15 protein-coding genes are annotated in these 15,266 nt (G+C 69.3%); 10 read left to right on the top strand and 5 right to left on the bottom strand.

Annotated features, from left to right (window positions below; all coding sequences use genetic code 11):
• Window positions 1–6 precede the first annotated feature (6 nt).
• The 6 genes from AC3IR9_RS11935 to AC3IR9_RS11910 all read left to right on the top strand — a co-directional run bounded on the left by AC3IR9_RS11935 (window position 7) and on the right by AC3IR9_RS11910 (window position 5,958).
• The gene (locus AC3IR9_RS11935; RefSeq protein WP_489290964.1) at window positions 7–1,794 is read left to right on the top strand and encodes a DUF2341 domain-containing protein; all 1,788 of its coding nucleotides are present in this window, start codon (window positions 7–9) and stop codon (window positions 1,792–1,794) included.
• A 9-nt stretch (window positions 1,795–1,803) separates the two neighbouring features.
• Window positions 1,804–2,217 carry an ExbD/TolR family protein gene (locus AC3IR9_RS11930; RefSeq protein WP_489290963.1) on the top strand — a complete coding sequence of 138 codons (414 nt, stop codon included), beginning with the start codon at window positions 1,804–1,806 and terminating at the stop codon, window positions 2,215–2,217.
• A 5-nt stretch (window positions 2,218–2,222) separates the two neighbouring features.
• On the top strand, window positions 2,223–2,921 hold the full coding sequence (locus AC3IR9_RS11925; RefSeq protein WP_489290962.1) for a cell envelope integrity TolA family protein: 699 nt from the start codon (window positions 2,223–2,225) through the stop codon (window positions 2,919–2,921).
• 42 nt (window positions 2,922–2,963) lie between these two features.
• Window positions 2,964–4,691 (top strand): putative porin, encoded by a 1,728-nt coding sequence (locus AC3IR9_RS11920; protein ID WP_489290961.1) that lies wholly within the window; start codon window positions 2,964–2,966, stop codon window positions 4,689–4,691.
• A gap of 46 nt (window positions 4,692–4,737) precedes the next feature.
• Complete coding sequence (locus tag AC3IR9_RS11915) at window positions 4,738–5,088, top strand: hypothetical protein (protein ID WP_489290960.1); 351 nt, start codon at window positions 4,738–4,740, stop codon at window positions 5,086–5,088.
• Window positions 5,089–5,157: 69 nt separating this feature from the next.
• A complete protein-coding gene (locus AC3IR9_RS11910; protein ID WP_489290959.1) occupies window positions 5,158–5,958 on the top strand; it encodes a CHAD domain-containing protein in 801 nt (266 codons plus the stop codon).
• A 12-nt stretch (window positions 5,959–5,970) separates the two neighbouring features.
• On the opposite strand, the gene AC3IR9_RS11905 is transcribed toward AC3IR9_RS11910, so the two are convergent.
• The 4 genes from AC3IR9_RS11905 to AC3IR9_RS11890 all read right to left on the bottom strand — a co-directional run bounded on the left by AC3IR9_RS11905 (window position 5,971) and on the right by AC3IR9_RS11890 (window position 11,573).
• Window positions 5,971–8,709, bottom strand: a complete 2,739-nt coding sequence (locus AC3IR9_RS11905; RefSeq protein WP_489290958.1) for a UvrD-helicase domain-containing protein — start codon at window positions 8,707–8,709, stop codon at window positions 5,971–5,973.
• Between the two features lie 108 nt (window positions 8,710–8,817).
• On the bottom strand, window positions 8,818–10,038 hold the full coding sequence (locus AC3IR9_RS11900; protein ID WP_489290957.1) for an MFS transporter: 1,221 nt from the start codon (window positions 10,036–10,038) through the stop codon (window positions 8,818–8,820).
• Window positions 10,039–10,176: 138 nt separating this feature from the next.
• On the bottom strand, window positions 10,177–11,172 hold the full coding sequence (locus AC3IR9_RS11895; protein WP_489290956.1) for a hypothetical protein: 996 nt from the start codon (window positions 11,170–11,172) through the stop codon (window positions 10,177–10,179).
• Window positions 11,173–11,336: 164 nt separating this feature from the next.
• Window positions 11,337–11,573 carry a DUF1653 domain-containing protein gene (locus tag AC3IR9_RS11890; protein WP_489295809.1) on the bottom strand — a complete coding sequence of 79 codons (237 nt, stop codon included), beginning with the start codon at window positions 11,571–11,573 and terminating at the stop codon, window positions 11,337–11,339.
• 136 nt (window positions 11,574–11,709) lie between these two features.
• Between AC3IR9_RS11890 and mntR the strand changes: the two genes are divergently transcribed.
• The 4 genes from mntR (at window position 11,710) to AC3IR9_RS11870 (ending at window position 14,309) form a co-directional block, all read left to right on the top strand.
• Window positions 11,710–12,168, top strand: a complete 459-nt coding sequence (mntR, locus tag AC3IR9_RS11885) for a manganese-binding transcriptional regulator MntR (protein WP_489290955.1) — start codon at window positions 11,710–11,712, stop codon at window positions 12,166–12,168.
• Entirely contained in the window at window positions 12,155–12,691 is a 537-nt protein-coding gene (gene tadA / locus AC3IR9_RS11880; protein WP_489290954.1) for a tRNA adenosine(34) deaminase TadA, read from the top strand. Before mntR ends, tadA begins: the two co-directional genes overlap by 14 nt.
• Before the next feature lie 114 nt (window positions 12,692–12,805).
• Window positions 12,806–13,375: an oligoribonuclease gene (gene orn, locus AC3IR9_RS11875; RefSeq protein ID WP_489290953.1), complete on the top strand. Its 570-nt coding sequence runs from the start codon at window positions 12,806–12,808 to the stop codon at window positions 13,373–13,375.
• An 85-nt stretch (window positions 13,376–13,460) separates the two neighbouring features.
• Window positions 13,461–14,309 carry an EcsC family protein gene (locus AC3IR9_RS11870; protein WP_489295807.1) on the top strand — a complete coding sequence of 283 codons (849 nt, stop codon included), beginning with the start codon at window positions 13,461–13,463 and terminating at the stop codon, window positions 14,307–14,309.
• Window positions 14,310–14,345: 36 nt separating this feature from the next.
• Here the strand turns inward: AC3IR9_RS11870 and AC3IR9_RS11865 are convergent, their stop codons facing one another.
• Window positions 14,346–15,257: a LysR family transcriptional regulator gene (locus AC3IR9_RS11865; RefSeq protein WP_489290952.1), complete on the bottom strand. Its 912-nt coding sequence runs from the start codon at window positions 15,255–15,257 to the stop codon at window positions 14,346–14,348.
• Between the last annotated feature and the right edge of the window lie 9 nt (window positions 15,258–15,266).

The following is a 15,266-nucleotide window of genomic DNA, read 5'->3' as shown; positions in this document are numbered from 1 at the left end:
TTCCGCATGGCTCGTATCCTTCCTCGACTGTTGCTGGCTGCGCTGTCGGCATTGCCGGTCGCCGCCGCGGCCGCACCCGACTGGTGGCAGGCCGAATGGCCTTACCGCAAGCCGATCACCCTCGATGCCGGCCCGCAGGGTGCAGGCCTGGCAGCCGATCCGGGGCGCACGCCGGTACTGCTGCGGCTGCATACCGGCAACTTCGGTTTCGATGGCGTGGCCGGGGGCGGCAAGGACCTGCGCTTCCTCTCCGCCGATGGCCGGACCGTGCTCAACCACCAGGTGGAACAGTTCGATGCGACCCTGGGCATGGCACTGGTGTGGGTGGATGTGCCGGCGTTGGTCGCCGGTACCCCGCAGACGATCTGGATGTACTACGGCAACCCGAATGCACCGGCCGGCAGCAACGGGCAGCAGGTGTTCGACCCCGATTACACGCTGGTCTACCACTTCGCCGATGCCAACGCGCCGGCGCGCGATACCACCGCCTATGGCAACAATGCCGGGGCCGTGGTGCCTGCGGCGGAAGGCGCGGTGATCGGTCGCGGGGTGCAGTTGGGCGCCAGCGCGCTGCCGCTGCCGGCCAGTGCTTCGCTGGCGCAGCAGGCTGGCGCACCGTTCACTTTTTCGGCGTGGATCAAGCCGGCTACCGCCACCGGTGTGCAGGCCCTCTACAGCCGTCGGGACGGCGAGGGCGAACTGCTGATCGGCATCGCCGACCGCGCCCCGTTCGTCCAGCTCAATGGGCAGCGCAGCACGCTGGCCCAGCCGATTCCGGAAGGGCAATGGGCGCATGTCGCGCTCACCGCAGCGGAGGGCCAGCTGCACCTGTATCTCAACGGGCGCGAGGTGGCGCAGCTGGCCGGTACATTGCCGGCCTTCAGCAGCGCGCCGGTGCTGGGTGCCGATGCGGCCGGCGCCGCGGAGCCGCTGGCCAATTTCGACGGTGCCATTGACGAGCTGCGACTGTCGCGCGTGGCCCGTTCGGCGGCGCTGCTGCAGGCTGACGCGGCCAGCCAGGGGGGCGATTCACGCCTGGCCAGCTACGGCGCGGACGAACAGACCGCCGGGGTCAGTCATTTCGGTTTCATCCTCAAGGCGATGCCGGTCGATGCCTGGGTGGTGGTCGCCGTGCTGGGCCTGATGCTGCTGCTGTCCTGGGCGCTGATGATCGGCAAGAGCCGCTACTTCGGTACCGTGGCCAGCGCAAACGAAGCCTTCACCGTGCACTACCGCAAGGTTGCCGGCGCGCCGGTGGCCTCGCTGCAGGCGCTGGAGCAGGCCGGTTCGCTGACCGCGCAGATCCGCGACAATTCCACGTTGTGGCGCCTGTACCGCATCGCCATGGAAGAAATGGACGGGCGCGGCTCACACCACCACGGCCTCACCGCCGCGGCGATCACCTCGATCCGCGCCTCGATGGATGCCGAAGTCACGCGCGAAACCGAGCGCATGTCCAAGCGCATGAACTGGCTGTCCACCACCATCGAAGGCGCGCCGTACATCGGCCTGTTCGGCACGGTGATCGGCATCATGCTGGTGTTCGTGGTGGCCGCGATGGCCGGTGCGGTGGACATCAACTCGGTGGCGCCGGGCATGGCCGCCGCGCTGCTGTGTACCGCCGCCGGCCTGGGCGTGGCGATCCCCGCGTTGTTTGGCTACAACTGGCTGGCCTCGCGCGCTGAAGCCATCGCCGCGGACATGTCGGTGTTCGTCGACGAGTTCACCGCGCGCCTGGCCGAAGAGTTCGACCGCAGTGCACCGGCCGCCGTCGCGCGCCCGGTCCAGGCCTGAGGCGCGGTCATGGCCAGGGCCAAGCGGTTTGCGATCAAAAAGCGCGAGAAAGGCATCAACGTCACCCCGTTCGTGGACGTGCTGCTGGTGGTGCTGGTGATCTTCATCCTCACCAGCAATGCCAGCATTCCCGGCATCCAGGTCAACCTGCCCAAGGCCAGCTCCAGCATGGCCCTGGAGAAGCCCAAGACCAAGGCGATCACGATCGACAACAGCGGCCAGGTGTTCCTGGATGCCTACCCGGTCAGCCTGGCCGAACTGGAGGATCGCCTGCGTACCGAAAAGGCGACCCAGCCGGACTTCCCGGTGATCGTGCGCGGTGATGCGCAGGTGCAGTACGCGCGCGTGGTGGAAGTGCTCGACCTGCTGCGCCGGATCGAACTGAGCCAGGTCGGCCTGGTCACCGGCAAGGCACAGGGGTAGGGCCGGTGTCCGGTTCCCGCTCCCCCGACAACGGCACACCAGCACGCCGCCGACCGTGGTGGCTTACCGCGGCGCTGTGTGCGGTGGCGCTGCTGGTGTTGGCCACGCTGTTCTGGTGGCTGCTGACCAAGGACACCGCCAGCACCCGGCGGCCGGTGACCGCGCCGCAGATGCTGGCCCTGCCGCCGCCCCCTCCACCGCCGCCACCGCCGCCGGAACCGCCGCCGGAGCCTGAGACGCCTCCGGAGGAGACGGTGACCGAGCCGGACCCGATCGAGCCGACCCCGGCCGAGCAACCCGAGCCGGTCGCCGACAGCGCCGACCCGGTCAGCATGGAAGCCGACGCGCAGGCCGGTACCGACAATTTCGGTATCCGTTCAGGCGCTGGCGGCGGCATGCGCGGCACCGGTCCCGGCGGCGCCGGCAACGCCACCTATGGCCGTTACCTGGGCTATGTGATGCAGCAGGCGATCGCCCGCGATGACCGGATCAAACGGCTGGCGTTCCGGTTGCAGGTCGATGTCTGGATGGCCGCGGACGGGCGCATCACCCGGGTCGAACTCACGCGCGGCAGCGGCAACGACGAGGCCGACCAGGCCGTGCTGGACGCCCTGCGCCAGCTCGGCCAGGTGGACCAACGCCCGCCCGCGTCGCTGACCTTCCCGGCCCGTGTCCTGGTCCAGGGGCGTCGCCCCGGTGCCTGATGATTCCGCATGTCCCGTTTCCCCTTCGCAGCGAGATCCGTGATGAACAACCGCAACCGCATACCCAACGCCCTGATCCATCGCCCGGCACGACGGCTGCTGCTGTGCTGCGCCGTCCTGCTGGCCCTGGGCGCACCGGCCGGCGCCATGGCCGCTGAAGAATCCACCATGGTCAAGCTGATCCGGGGCCTGATCGCCAGCGGCGCGCTGCGGCCCGAAGACGGCCAGGCACTGCTGCTGCAGGCCCAGGCCGAAGCGGCCAGCATGCCCGCCGCCAGCAGCACGGGGGGCGTGGCACTGGAGCCGGGCGATGTGCGCGTGCCCTACGTGCCGCAACATGTGCGTGACGGCATTCGTGACGAAGTACGCCAGGACGTCATGGCCCAGGCCCGCCAGGAGGGGTGGGCGGCGCCGAACGAAGTGGCCGAATGGACCCAGCGCATCCGCGTCGGTGGCGACGTGCGCGTGCGCAACGAATCGCGCTTCTACTCGGACAACAACAGCGACATCGAAATCGACTGGGCCGCGATCAACAACGGCAGCGGCTACGACACCAACGCCACCACCAACCTGGCGTTGCCACCCCTGCGCAATACCCGCCAGGACCGCCGCAACCTGTGGCGGATCCGCGCCCGGCTGGCGGTGGAAGCAGACATCAGCGAACGCACCCGCGCGGGCATCCGCCTGGCCAGCGGCAGCACCAATGGCCCGGTCTCGACCACCGAACAACTCGGCGGCGGCCTGGGCAAGAAAGAGCTGTGGCTGGACCAGGCCTGGCTGTCCTATGCGCCGGCCGACTGGCTCACGCTCACGGCCGGCCGCTTCGGCAATCCGTTCTGGTCCAGCGACACGCTGTTCTCCAATGACCTGAACCTCGACGGGCTGGCCGCCAACCTCCAGCACGACCTGCCGGCCGACGGCCTGTCGTTGTTCGGCACGCTGGCGGTGGTGCCGCTGGAGTACACCAGCGACAACTCGCCGAGCCAGAGCCAGGTCAAGACCCCCAACGAGAACAAGTGGCTCAGCGGCGCCCAGGTGGGCCTGGACTGGCGCTTCAACGAGCGCAACCGGGTGCGCGCAGCCGTGGCCTGGTACGACTACAAGAACATCAGTGGCCAGGTGTCCTCGCCGTGCCTGCTGTATGCCGGTGCGGTCGGCTGCGATACCGACTGGTCGCGCCCGGCATACATGCAGAAGGGCAACACGCTGATGCTGCTCCGTGACATCGGGTTGAATCCGCTGGATCCGGCCAGCACGCCGATGCCGCAGTACGTGGGCCTGGCCTCGGCGTTCCGCCTGGCCGATCTGAATCTGCGCTGGGACACTGCCTTGAGCGAAGCGATCGGGCTGCGGCTGGAGGCGGACTACATCCGCAACCTGGCCTACGACCGCAACGCCATGTATGCACGCGCCAACGGCGGCATCGTCAACAACTTCGGTGCCGGTGGCAGTACTGGTGCCGAGGCGTTGCGCAGTGGCGATATCGCCTGGATGCTGCAGGCCACCTTCGGCGCCACCGAACTGAAGGAAAAGGGCCAATGGCAGGCGCTGTTCGGCTACAAGCGGATCGAGCCGGATGCGCTGCCGGACGCCTTCAATGATCCCAACTTCCATCTGGGCGGTACCAACGCGCGCGGCTACTACGTGGGCGGCGCTTATGCGCTGGACCGGCGCAGCTGGATCAGCGGCAAATGGATGGCGGCCAAGGAAGTGTTCGGACCGCCCCTGGCCATCGACGTGTTCCAGCTGGAATTCAATACCGGCTTCTGAGCCGGTCCGCCGCGGGCTGCCCGCCATCGCATCAACGGAGGAAACGATGAGTCGACGCAAACTGTTCGAAAGCTCCACCCTGGAGAGCCCGCTGGTCAGCGCTGGGCCGGCTTACGTGTCGGTCGAGGGGCTGCGCCAGCACCTGGCCGAGTTCGTGCTGTTTGCCGGTCGTCCGGTGGTGATCATGCGCGGCCGCAGCGAAGTGGGGTATTTCCTTCCGGCGCGCTGCTGGCACCAGCGTGACGATGACCCCTGCGCGGCGGCGGCGACGCAGGCACTGCTGGCCGCAGCCGGGTTCGAACCTGACGACATCGTCCGCTCGCAGCGCGAATACGCCCGGATGCGCGAGCGTACGGTGATCCACCCACGCGGCAGCGCCGGTGGCAGCGGCCGCTGAGCCCCTGTGAACCGGCGGGGCGGTGCGACCGGCTACACTCCGGCGGCACACCCAGGCCGGGGCAGCGCCATGCCACCACACCCGATCGGGGCCGCCGCACGCGCGTTGGCCCACCAGGAATGCGAGGCGATCGACCACGCGCTGGAATCGGCGTCGGGCCAGCATGCCTCGGTGCATGCCGCGCGCAAGGCGGTGCGCCGGTTGCGCTCGCTGTTGGCGCTGTTCGAGCGCAGTGATCTGGACCTGGAGGACGCCGACCGCAGGTTGCGCCGGCTCGGTGATGGGCTGTCGCGGTTGCGTGATGCCCACGTGCTGGTCGAGGCGGTCACTGAGTTGGCGCGCCAGGCACCGGCCCTTCCCTGGACACCGGTGCTGCAGGCGTTGCAGGACCGGCGTGAACTGCAGATGCAGCGTGCCTGCGCGGGTGACCCCGGCTTCCAGCGTCGCCGGCAGGCGCTGCAGCGCGTGGCGCGTGACCTGGAGGCACAACCCTGGCAGGCGCTGCGCAAGGCCGAGCTGCGCGCCGGCGTGGCCCGCAGCGAGCGGCGCACGCTCAAGGCCGCCGCGCGCGCCCGGCACAGCACCGACCCGGAACTGCTGCATCGGTGGCGACGCCGGGTGCGACGCCTGCGCATGCAACTGGATGCGTTGCCGCACCTGGACAACGCCCTGGCCGATACCCATCGCGGGCAGGGCAGCGCACGGCAGGCCCGGGCCCTGCATCGGCTGGGCGACCGCATCGGTCGCGACCAGGACCTGCTGCTGCTGCGTCGGCGGCTGCGCGCGATGCGCGGCATCGACGGCAAGCCGGCGCTGCTGGCGCAGATCGATGCGCAGCGCGCGGCCAGCAGCGCCCGGCCGGAGCTGTGACGCGGCCGGCGCTCAGGCGTCGGCAGGGCTGCTTCGTAGCCGGTCGCCGTCGCGCGCGGGCTTGTACTGGCAGCGCGGATAGCCCGAGCACGACTGGAAGCTGCCATAGGCGCCGCTGCGCTGCACGATCACCCCGCCATCGCAGGCCGGGCAGGGCGTCTCGTGGATCGCCTCGCCGGTCAGCGCGGTGACCCGCACGGCACCCTCATCGATCAATTCGGTCAGGAACGGCGAGCGTCGCCCGCGTACGCTGAACATCGCCACCGTGCGCCGCGCGCGGGTCAGCGCGACATAGAACAGGCGGCGCTCTTCACCCAGTGGGTAGGCATCGGCGTGTGGCATGGCCAGCGCCAGCACCGGGTCCTCGGCGCGGGTGTTGGGGAAGCTGCGCTCCAGCATCGCCGGCAGGATCACCACATCGGCTTCGGTGCCCTTGGAGCGGTGCGCGGTAAGGAACTGGACCTCCAGCTGCTGCCCGAAACGGGCCTGCCAGTCCGGCGGCACGAACGCACGGTCGGCGTTGTAGCGGCCCAGCACCAACACCGACAGCCTGCCGCTGCGGCCGGGCGCGCGCTCGCCGCGCAACAGCTGCCGCTGCAGTTGCTGCAGATACTGGCCCACCGCATCCTGCAAGTGGTCGCGGTGGGTCACCTGGAAGGCCTGCAGTGCAGGGCCCTGCGCGGGCGTGTGGGAGCGCACCTGCTTGGCGATCTGCACCGGGTTCTTGGCGATGAACCGGCTGGACACATCGCACAACGCCTGCGGGCAGCGGAAGGTCTGCTCCAGCTTCAGGACCTGGCCATGGCCGAACCACTCGACGAAGCCGGCCATCACCGAGACGTCGGCGCCGGCGAAGCGGTTGATCGACTGCCAGTCGTCGCCCACCGCGAACAGATGCCGGCCCGGCGCCTGCACCAGCGCCCGGCACAGGCGGGCCCGGGCGCGCGACGCATCCTGGAACTCATCAACCATCACCAGCGCATATGGCGCGTGGTAACGGCCTTGCTCGAGGTGCTCGGCGGCCTGGTTGAGCATGTCCTCGAAGTCGATCGCATGCGCGGCGGCCAGCGCGTCATCCCAGGCCTGCAGGATCGGCGCGGCCAGCGCCAGGAACAGGCGGTGGCGATGCTTGAACTGGTCATCGGGCAACGCGCGCAGGCGCTCGGCCATGGCCGCCACGGACAGCCCGTTGCTCTTGGCGTGGCTGATGAAGGTGCGTACCAGCGCGATCAGTTCGGTGTCGGGCATCGGCCGTGCACCGCCGTCGGGCAGCGCGCGGTCCGGGTGCGGGTCCAGCCCGATGCCATGGCGGGCCAGCGCCGCGCCGAGCCGCTCGAACAACACGCCGCTGCGCAGCTCGGCAGAGTGGGTCTGGATCCGGTCGGCGGTGTCACCGGCTGGCGTGCTGGAGCGCTGCGCTGGCGCGCCCCCGGCAACGTGATGCACATGGCGCAGCGTCGTCGTGGCGTAGTGGAAGCGGGCGTGGCCGCGCTGGACATGATCGGTGGCTGGATCAAACCCGTCGCCGCGTTCGTAGCGGTAGCCCACGCCGTTGTAGAACAGCCAGTCGGCGACCAGGCATTCCTCGATGTTGCCCACGCGCTCGCCCTGCAGGGTGAGCACGTAGCCGCGCCCGTCGGGGTCCCAGCCATCGGCACCGCCAGCGACGCCCAGCACCGGCAGGTCGCGCCCGAACACCAGGCGGAACATGTCCCACTGGGTGCGGAATGCGTGTGAGCGGTCTTTCAACTGGTCGATCAGGTCGGCCAGCCGGTGGAACCCCTGGGTCGCATCCATCGCCCAGTCCGGCACCTCCGGCAGCCGCCCGGTCGCCTGGCCGATGATCTGCCGTCCCAGCGCGTGGAAGGTCAGCGCAGGCACGCTCACATCGTCCATGCCCAAGCGCTGCAGGGCATGCCGGGTGCGCTGCTGCAGTTCGGTGGCGGCATCCTTGTTGAAGGCCAGCATCACGATGCGTTCGGCCGGCACCCAGCCACGATCGATGACATAGGCAGCCTTGCCGACCATCGTGGAGGTCTTGCCGGAACCGGCGGCGGCCACCACCAGCACGCGGCTGTCCATGCACAGTACCGCGCGGACCTGTTGGTCGGTCAGCGGTTGCTGTTCCAGACGATCCAGCAGCGGCCGCGCACGGACCTGTTCGGCGCGCAGGTACTCCTCGTTGCGCGTCTCCCACGTGGCTACCCAATCCGCGCACCAGCGGCCCAGGTCATCTTCGATCGACGCCGCCTCCCCGGGCAGTTGGCTGCGCAGCACCGGATCATCGAACACCGCCCACAGCGCGTCCTCGTCCAGCGGCAGCTCAGGGCGGCGCTGCAGCAGCGCCTGCTGCTGCGCGGTGGTGAACCAGCGCTGCTGCGCGTCGGCCTGGTGCAGGTGCGCATCGGCCTCGGCCAGCCACCCGCGAATCTGCGCCAGGGCGTCGCGCGCGTCGTGCAGCTGCTGGTCGGCCCTGCGTGCCTGCCTGGCGTGGTCGAGTGCGGCCTGCAACAGGCGCGCCTGTGCGTTGGGCAGGCCGTCCACGCTCACCACGCCGTCGTCGGCCTGCAGGTCCAGCCGCGACCAGAGCAGCCCGCGCTGCACGGTCAGCGCAGCGGCGGCGGCCAAGGGCAGGCGATACACGTGCGCCCCGGTCTGCAGTTCGATCTGCGTTGCGGTCATGCGCAACTGCCAGGGCGGCGAACGCGTGAGGCGCAGGCCCTGCGGCGATGGGGTCCACTCAGAGGTCATCGGTGTTTCCAGAAAGCGCACACGCCATCCAGTCAGGCGGCCGGCGATGGTAATGCCGGCACGCTGAAACCACTACCCCACAGATCGCTCACCGGGTGCAGCGCGGCATCAACCGTCGCTGCAGGCCATCGCAGCCGTGCGCGACTGGCGGTCCACCAGCACCGCCACGCCCCACAGCAGCAGGCCGCCGAGCGCGGTGGCCGCACCCACGTAACCGGTGGTGGCCGGGCTGAATCCGGCGCCGATCGCCATGCCGCCAAACCACGGGCCCAGCGCGTTGGCCGTATTGAATGCGGCGTGGTTGGAGGCGGCCGCCAGGGTCTGCGCTTCGCCGGCCACATCCATCAACCGGGTCTGCAGCACCGCGGCCAGCGCGCCCATCGTGCCCACCGCGATGATCATCGGGAAGATGCTCCACACCGACTGCGCGGCCAGCGGGTAGGCCAGCAGCACCACGATCGACCACAGCAGCACCACTGCGGCCGCACGGAACTGGAACCGGTCCACCAGCCAGCCCCCGGCCACGTTGCCGATGATCGCGCCGACACCGAAGATGCCCACCGCCAGCGGCATCCACGATTCGGCCAGGCCGGTCACCTGCACCAGGGTCGGGGCCAGGTAAGTGAACACGCAGAACATGCCGGCAAAACCGATCGAGCCGATCGCCAGCGCCAGCCACACCTGGGTGCGGTTGAATGCACGCAGCTCGCGCATCGGCGAGGTGCGTACCTCATCGGGATCGGGCAGCAGGAAGCGCGCGATCATCACCACCGTGGCGATGGCCAGCACGCTGACCAGGGCGAACGCGGTGCGCCAGGTGAACTGCTGGCCCAGCCAGGTGGTCAGCGGATTGCCGACCAGGATCGCCACCGACAACCCCAGCAACACCTTGGACACCGCCGCGCCACGTTGTGCGGGCGGGCTGATCGCGGCGGCCACCAGCATCGCCACGCCGAAGTAGGCGCCATGCGGCAGGCCGGCGACAAACCGTGCGATCAGCATGGTGCCGTAGCTCGGGGCCAGTGCACTGGCCAGGTTACCCACCGCGTAGAAGCCCATCAGCGCCAGCAGCAACGTGCGGCGCGCATAGCCGGCACCGGCGAAGGCGAGCACCGGCGCGCCCACCACCACGCCGATCGCATAGGCGCTGATCAGATGCCCCACCTGGGTTTCGCTGATCGACAACCCACGGCTGATCTCCAGCATCAGGCCCATGCTGGCGAACTCGCTGGTGCCGATGGCAAAGCCACCCAGCGACAGTGCCAGCAGGATGAAGGTGCGCTGGCGTGGGGTCAGGCGGGCGGCAAGGGGAACGGGGGAGGGGCTCATGCGGACAGGGTGCAGCAGGGACGGACAGGGATTGTACTGCTGCGCCGCAGCATGCGGCCACGTAGCGGCTGGAAAGCTGTGTTCACACTCGGCGCCGGTCCCTCGCGCCAGCGGCGGGGGAACCCCCGCAACCGCGGCTCAGGGCGCGGCCGCAGGCCCGGGGCCCGAACCGATGGGCTCGCGGAACCGGACCGACTCGGCAATGGCGTCAATGCCGGCCTGCACGTCGTCGGCCTGTCCCGGAGGCACGATCGCGACCATTCGCACATAGCGCTGGCCGGGCCAAAGCGCGAGGTAGTGGGTGAAGCGTCCGCCGCCGGGCAGGGTGCCGGTGACCTGCTCGGCGTCGATGCCGGCGAAAACCACCGTACGGCGCGCCTGCACGCTGCCGTGCTGCAGTTCGCGGGTGCCGGCAAGCAATGTGCTGGAAAGGCGGCCGACATCGGTTGCGCTGGCCGGCAGCGCCAGTTGTGAGGCGATGATCACCAGCGGTTGCACGCGGTCGGGATCCACGTCCTGATCGCCTGCCGTCATCACGATCGAGGATCCGCCCAGGCTGTCGATGATCCGGAACGGAGGCGCCGGGATCGCGATGAAGGGCAGTGCGGCACGTTTGTCCTCCAGCGTGGCCGGTGTACCCAGTGTCACCGAGGCCAGCGTGGCGCGTATCTGGTCAGGCTTCAGCACCGAGTGCACCGGTATCTGGACGGTGACCAGCACGGTCCGGCTGCCGCGATACAGCGCGATCCATTTGTTGAACAGCAGCCCATGCGCTGCCTGCGTGCCGATCACCACCGGGACGGACGCGCCCTGTGCACTGAGCGACTGCAACTGCGCAACGTCCACGCCCTGGCGGGCAAAGACACGCTGTGCGGTGGGCAGGTCGGCGAACATACCGGCCACGGCGGTGGCCGCTTCGGGGGGCAGCTCGGCGACCAGCACACTGGCCTTGCCGTCGTCGGCGGTAAAGCCGGAGAAGGTGGTGGCGGCGGTGAAGCCCGGCGGAGGCCGCAGGCTCACGATCGAGCCGGGAATGGCGACGGGCTCGGCAGCGCGGGGCGCTTCGCACGCCGTCAACGCAGTCAGCAGGCCGGCCAGGGCCAGGCGGATGAGCCGGGTCAGGTGGATCAACAAGGGAGGTTCTCCAGCGGATGCACGCACGGCGATTGCCGTCTGACGTGCTGGGAACCACGCAGGATCCGGTCCTGCGGCGCCGTTGACCATGCAACTTCTACGAAACCTGCGGTTGCGCGCGTAACCGCAGCGCCGAGGGGCCCTTGCGGCCTGCCCGCCCGGCGTCAACGCACTGCGATGGCCGCAAAGCGCGGCTGGCGGTGGCCATCCACCTCGACTTCGGCCACGAACATCGCATACGGGCGCACCCACAGGCCCACGTCCGAATCCAGCGGGCGGTACAGCACCAGCGGCTCCAGCGATTCGCTGTGGCGGACCACGCCCACTACCTCGTAGTTGCCACCCTTGAAGTGGCGATAGTGGCCCAACGCGATAGCCGGAAGGGGGGGCAGGTCGTGCATATCGAGGGTGTGCTGCAGGCGCCGTCGTGGCGGGAGCGCCATTATCGCGCAACCTGCCCGTGCTGCTGCCCCCGGTCAGCCCTGCGCGTAGAATGGCCGCATTGCCGTTGTCGGCCGCCCCGGATCCCGCGCGCCCATGCCGCCAGCCCCTATGTCCAGGAAATCGCCCCTGCTTGCCGCCGAAGCGCACGCGGAGGGTTTCGTACAGGTCCGCGAGGCCCGGCGCTCGGAACTGGTCGAGGACTACGTGGAGCTGATCGCCGATCTGATCGCCGATGGCCGCGAGGCCCGCCAGGTCGATATCGCCACCCGCCTTGGGGTAGCGCAGCCGACCGTGGCCAAGGCGCTCAAGCGCCTGGTCAAGGAAGGCTGGGCCGTGCAGCGGCCGTATCGCGGCGTGTTCCTGACCCCGGCCGGCGAAGCACTGGCCGTGGAAATGCGCGCGCGCCACCAGACCGTCGAGCGGTTCCTGCTGGCACTGGGCGTGGATGCCGATTCGGCCCGGCGCGATGCCGAGGGTATCGAGCACCATGTCAGCGAGGCCACCCTGGCCGCGTTCGAGGCGTTCGTGCGCAAGGCCGATGGCCGTGGTTGAGCGGCTGTCGCCCCCGTCACCGCCACCGCTGGGCATTCCGGTGCATGACCAGGACGAACACTGGATGCGGCATGCGCTGGCGCTGGCCGAGCGCGCCGAACGCGAGTTCAACGAAATTCCCGTCGGTGCGCTGCTGGTCAGCGCCGAGGGCGAGGTGCTGGGCGAAGGCTGGAACCTCAACATTGCCGACCACGACCCCAGTGCGCACGCCGAAATCGTGGCGATGCGCCGGGCGGGCAGGGCGCTGGGCAACCATCGGCTGCTCGGCAGCACCCTGTATGTCACCCTGGAACCCTGCGCGATGTGTGCAATGGCGATGGTGCATGCGCGGGTGGCGCGGCTGGTGTACGCGGCCAGCGACCCCAAGACCGGTGCCTGCGGCAGCGTGTTCGACCTGGTCGGCGATGCGCGCCACAACCACCGCGTGGAGGTGCATGCCGGCGTGTTGGCCAAGGAGGCAAGCACGCGGCTGACCAACTATTTCCGGGCCAAGCGCGGCAAACCGCCGCTGCAGCCGGAATAGGCGCGGCGGCGCGGCGCATGCCGCGACGGGACGATGACGCGATGGCGGTATCATGGCGCCCTTTCCCCAATCGGGTCGGCGCTGCGGCGTACGGCCCATGCACAAGGCGACGACATGGCCGACAACGGCGCAGAAGGCGAACGACTGATCTGGATCGACCTGGAAATGACCGGTCTGGATACCGACACCGATGCGATCATCGAGATCGCCACGGTGGTGACCGATGCGCAGTTGAACGTCCTGGCCGAAGGTCCTGAATTTGCCATCCACCATCCGGTCGAACGGCTGGAGGCGATGGACGAGTGGAACCGCACCCAGCATCGCCGCTCGGGCCTGTGGCAACGCGTGGTCGACAGCCAGGTGACGCTGGGCCATGCCGAGGCGCAGACGGTGAACTTCCTGGCGCAATGGATCAAGGCCGGCGCGTCGCCGATGTGCGGCAACTCGATCTGCCAGGACCGCCGTTTCCTGCACCGCGGCATGCCGCGCCTGGAGAAGTACTTCCACTACCGCAACCTGGATGTGTCCACGGTCAAGGAACTGGCCCGGCGCTGGGCACCGGCGGTGGCCGCCGGCGTGGGCAAAACCTCCAGCCACACGGCGCTGAGCGACGTGCACGATTCGATCGAGGAACTGCGCCACTACCGCCAGTTCATGGGCGCGCTGTCCGGCCTGCCTGCCTGACCGCGTGCCGGGCGCTGCCTGGCACGCACAAACCGTTCAACCGGGCGGGGCTATGATCCGGGCCATGAACGAGATCGCGCGCAGCATGCCACCCCCGTTGGAAACGCAGATCCTGCCGACCTCGCAGGATTGGGCCGACCTGCAGCGCGCCGTCGCGCTGCTGGAATCGCCGACGCTGACTGCCAAGATGGCCAACCTGATCGGTTCGCCGCTGGAGTTTGCGGTGAAGAAACTGCCGCAGTCGGTGTCCCGGCGGATCCATGGCGCGGTTGAAGCCGCACTGTTCAAGTCGGCCCAGGCGGCGTTGTGGAGCATGCAGAATACGCCGGGCAAGGCCGCCTCCACGCGCTGGCACAAGCTGGCCGCTGCCACCAGCGGTGCGGTCGGCGGTGCGTTTGGTTTTGCCTCGCTGTTCATCGAGCTGCCGGTATCGACCACCATCATGATGCGCTCGGTGGCCGACGTGGCCCGCAGCGAGGGCTTCGACCTGAGCGAGCTGAGCACCCGCCACGCCTGCCTGGAAGTGTTCGCCCTGGGCGGCAACGCGGGCAGCGACGACGCCAGCGAGACCGGGTACTACATCACCCGCGGTTTCACCGCCGAAGTGATGCGCCACCTGTCGGCCGAACTGGCCGGGCGTGCCGCAGGCGGTGGCGGGGTGATGATCGGCCTGACACCGAAAGAAGCGGGCAAATGGCTGGCCAAGATCGTGGAGAAAGTCGCCGCGCGTTTTGGCGTGGTGGTCACCGAAAAGTTCGCCGCGCAGGCCGTGCCGATCATCGGTGCGGTCACCGGGGCGACCCTCAACACCATGTTCACCGATTACTACCAGGACATGGCGCGGGGTCACTTCATCGTGCGCCGGTTGGAGCGCACCTACGGCTACGAGGCCGTGCGCGCCGCGTACGCGATGCTGGCGGCGAAGGACCACTAGCCCGGCGCGCAGGCACTTGCCCGCATCGCGCAACGCTCATCCGGCGCTGATGTGGACATGCTCGGCAAGGAAATCCAGGAGCGCGCGCACCCGTAGCGGCAGGTGGCCGCCCTGGCCGACGAATACCGCGTGGATCGCTTCGACGTCGCCCGGATTCCAGTCTTCCAGCACCGGCACCAGGCGTCTGGCGGCGATGTCATCGCGGGCCTGGAAGGCGGCCAACCGGGTCAATCCCAGCCCGGCCAACGCCAGCTGATGCAGCGCCTGGCCATCGCTGGCCTGGGCATTGCCGTGCGGAGTGATCCTGCGTTCGTCATCGCCACGCCGCAGTGGCCAGTCCGGCCGGGCCCGCAGGTGTTGTGTGGTCAGCAGGTTGTGCGTGGCCAGGTCATCGGGATGGGTCGGCAGGCCATGACGCTGCAGGTAGGCCGGGGCGCCCACCACCACCAGCCGGGTCTGGCCAAGCCGCCGCGCGACCAGCCGCGAGTCCTTCAACGGGCCGGCGCGCACGGCCACGTCGGTGCGCTGTTCCAGCAGGTCGATGACCTCGTCGCTGAGGCTGATATCCAGGCTCACCGCCGGGAAACGGTCCAGGAAGACCGGCGCCAGCGGCAGCAGGAAATGGTGGCCGAACGGCACGTTGGCGCTGACCCGTACCCGCCCGCGCGGGGTGTCGTGCACGCTGGCGCAGCGCTCGGCTTCGTCCAGGTCGGCCAGAATGCGCACCCCGCGTTCGTAGAACACGCAGCCTTCGGCGGTCAGCTGCAGCTGGCGGGTGGAGCGGTTGACCAGGCGCGTGCCCAGGCGCTGCTCGAGCCGTGCCACCAGCTTGCTCACCGCCGACGGGGTCATGCCGCAGGCGCGCGCGGCGGCCGAGAAGCCACCCAGTTCAATCACCCGTGCGAACACTTCCAGTTCGCCGGATCGGTTGACGTCCTGACGGGCCATGTCGGCCTC

The organism is Stenotrophomonas sp. GL_101, assembly GCF_057835675.1.
The sequence above is the reverse complement of the archived record's forward strand: the minus strand, read 5'-3'. Positions and strand labels throughout refer to the sequence as shown.

Bases quoted from the DNA above. Each gene is read 5' to 3' on its own strand.
- AC3IR9_RS11935 (WP_489290964.1), top strand. From the start codon at position 7: ATGGCTCGTATCCTTCCTCGACTGTTGCTGGCTGCGCTGTCGGCATTG.
- AC3IR9_RS11930 (WP_489290963.1), top strand. From the start codon at position 1,804: ATGGCCAGGGCCAAGCGGTTTGCGATCAAAAAGCGCGAGAAAGGCATC.
- AC3IR9_RS11920 (WP_489290961.1), top strand. From the start codon at position 2,964: ATGAACAACCGCAACCGCATACCCAACGCCCTGATCCATCGCCCGGCA.
- AC3IR9_RS11915 (WP_489290960.1), top strand. From the start codon at position 4,738: ATGAGTCGACGCAAACTGTTCGAAAGCTCCACCCTGGAGAGCCCGCTG.
- AC3IR9_RS11910 (WP_489290959.1), top strand. From the start codon at position 5,158: ATGCCACCACACCCGATCGGGGCCGCCGCACGCGCGTTGGCCCACCAG.
- AC3IR9_RS11905 (WP_489290958.1), bottom strand. From the start codon at position 8,709: ATGACCTCTGAGTGGACCCCATCGCCGCAGGGCCTGCGCCTCACGCGT.
- AC3IR9_RS11900 (WP_489290957.1), bottom strand. From the start codon at position 10,038: ATGAGCCCCTCCCCCGTTCCCCTTGCCGCCCGCCTGACCCCACGCCAG.
- AC3IR9_RS11890 (WP_489295809.1), bottom strand. From the start codon at position 11,573: ATGCACGACCTGCCCCCCCTTCCGGCTATCGCGTTGGGCCACTATCGC.
- mntR (WP_489290955.1), top strand. From the start codon at position 11,710: ATGCCGCCAGCCCCTATGTCCAGGAAATCGCCCCTGCTTGCCGCCGAA.
- tadA (WP_489290954.1), top strand. From the start codon at position 12,155: ATGGCCGTGGTTGAGCGGCTGTCGCCCCCGTCACCGCCACCGCTGGGC.
- orn (WP_489290953.1), top strand. From the start codon at position 12,806: ATGGCCGACAACGGCGCAGAAGGCGAACGACTGATCTGGATCGACCTG.
- AC3IR9_RS11870 (WP_489295807.1), top strand. From the start codon at position 13,461: ATGCCACCCCCGTTGGAAACGCAGATCCTGCCGACCTCGCAGGATTGG.
- AC3IR9_RS11865 (WP_489290952.1), bottom strand. From the start codon at position 15,257: ATGGCCCGTCAGGACGTCAACCGATCCGGCGAACTGGAAGTGTTCGCA.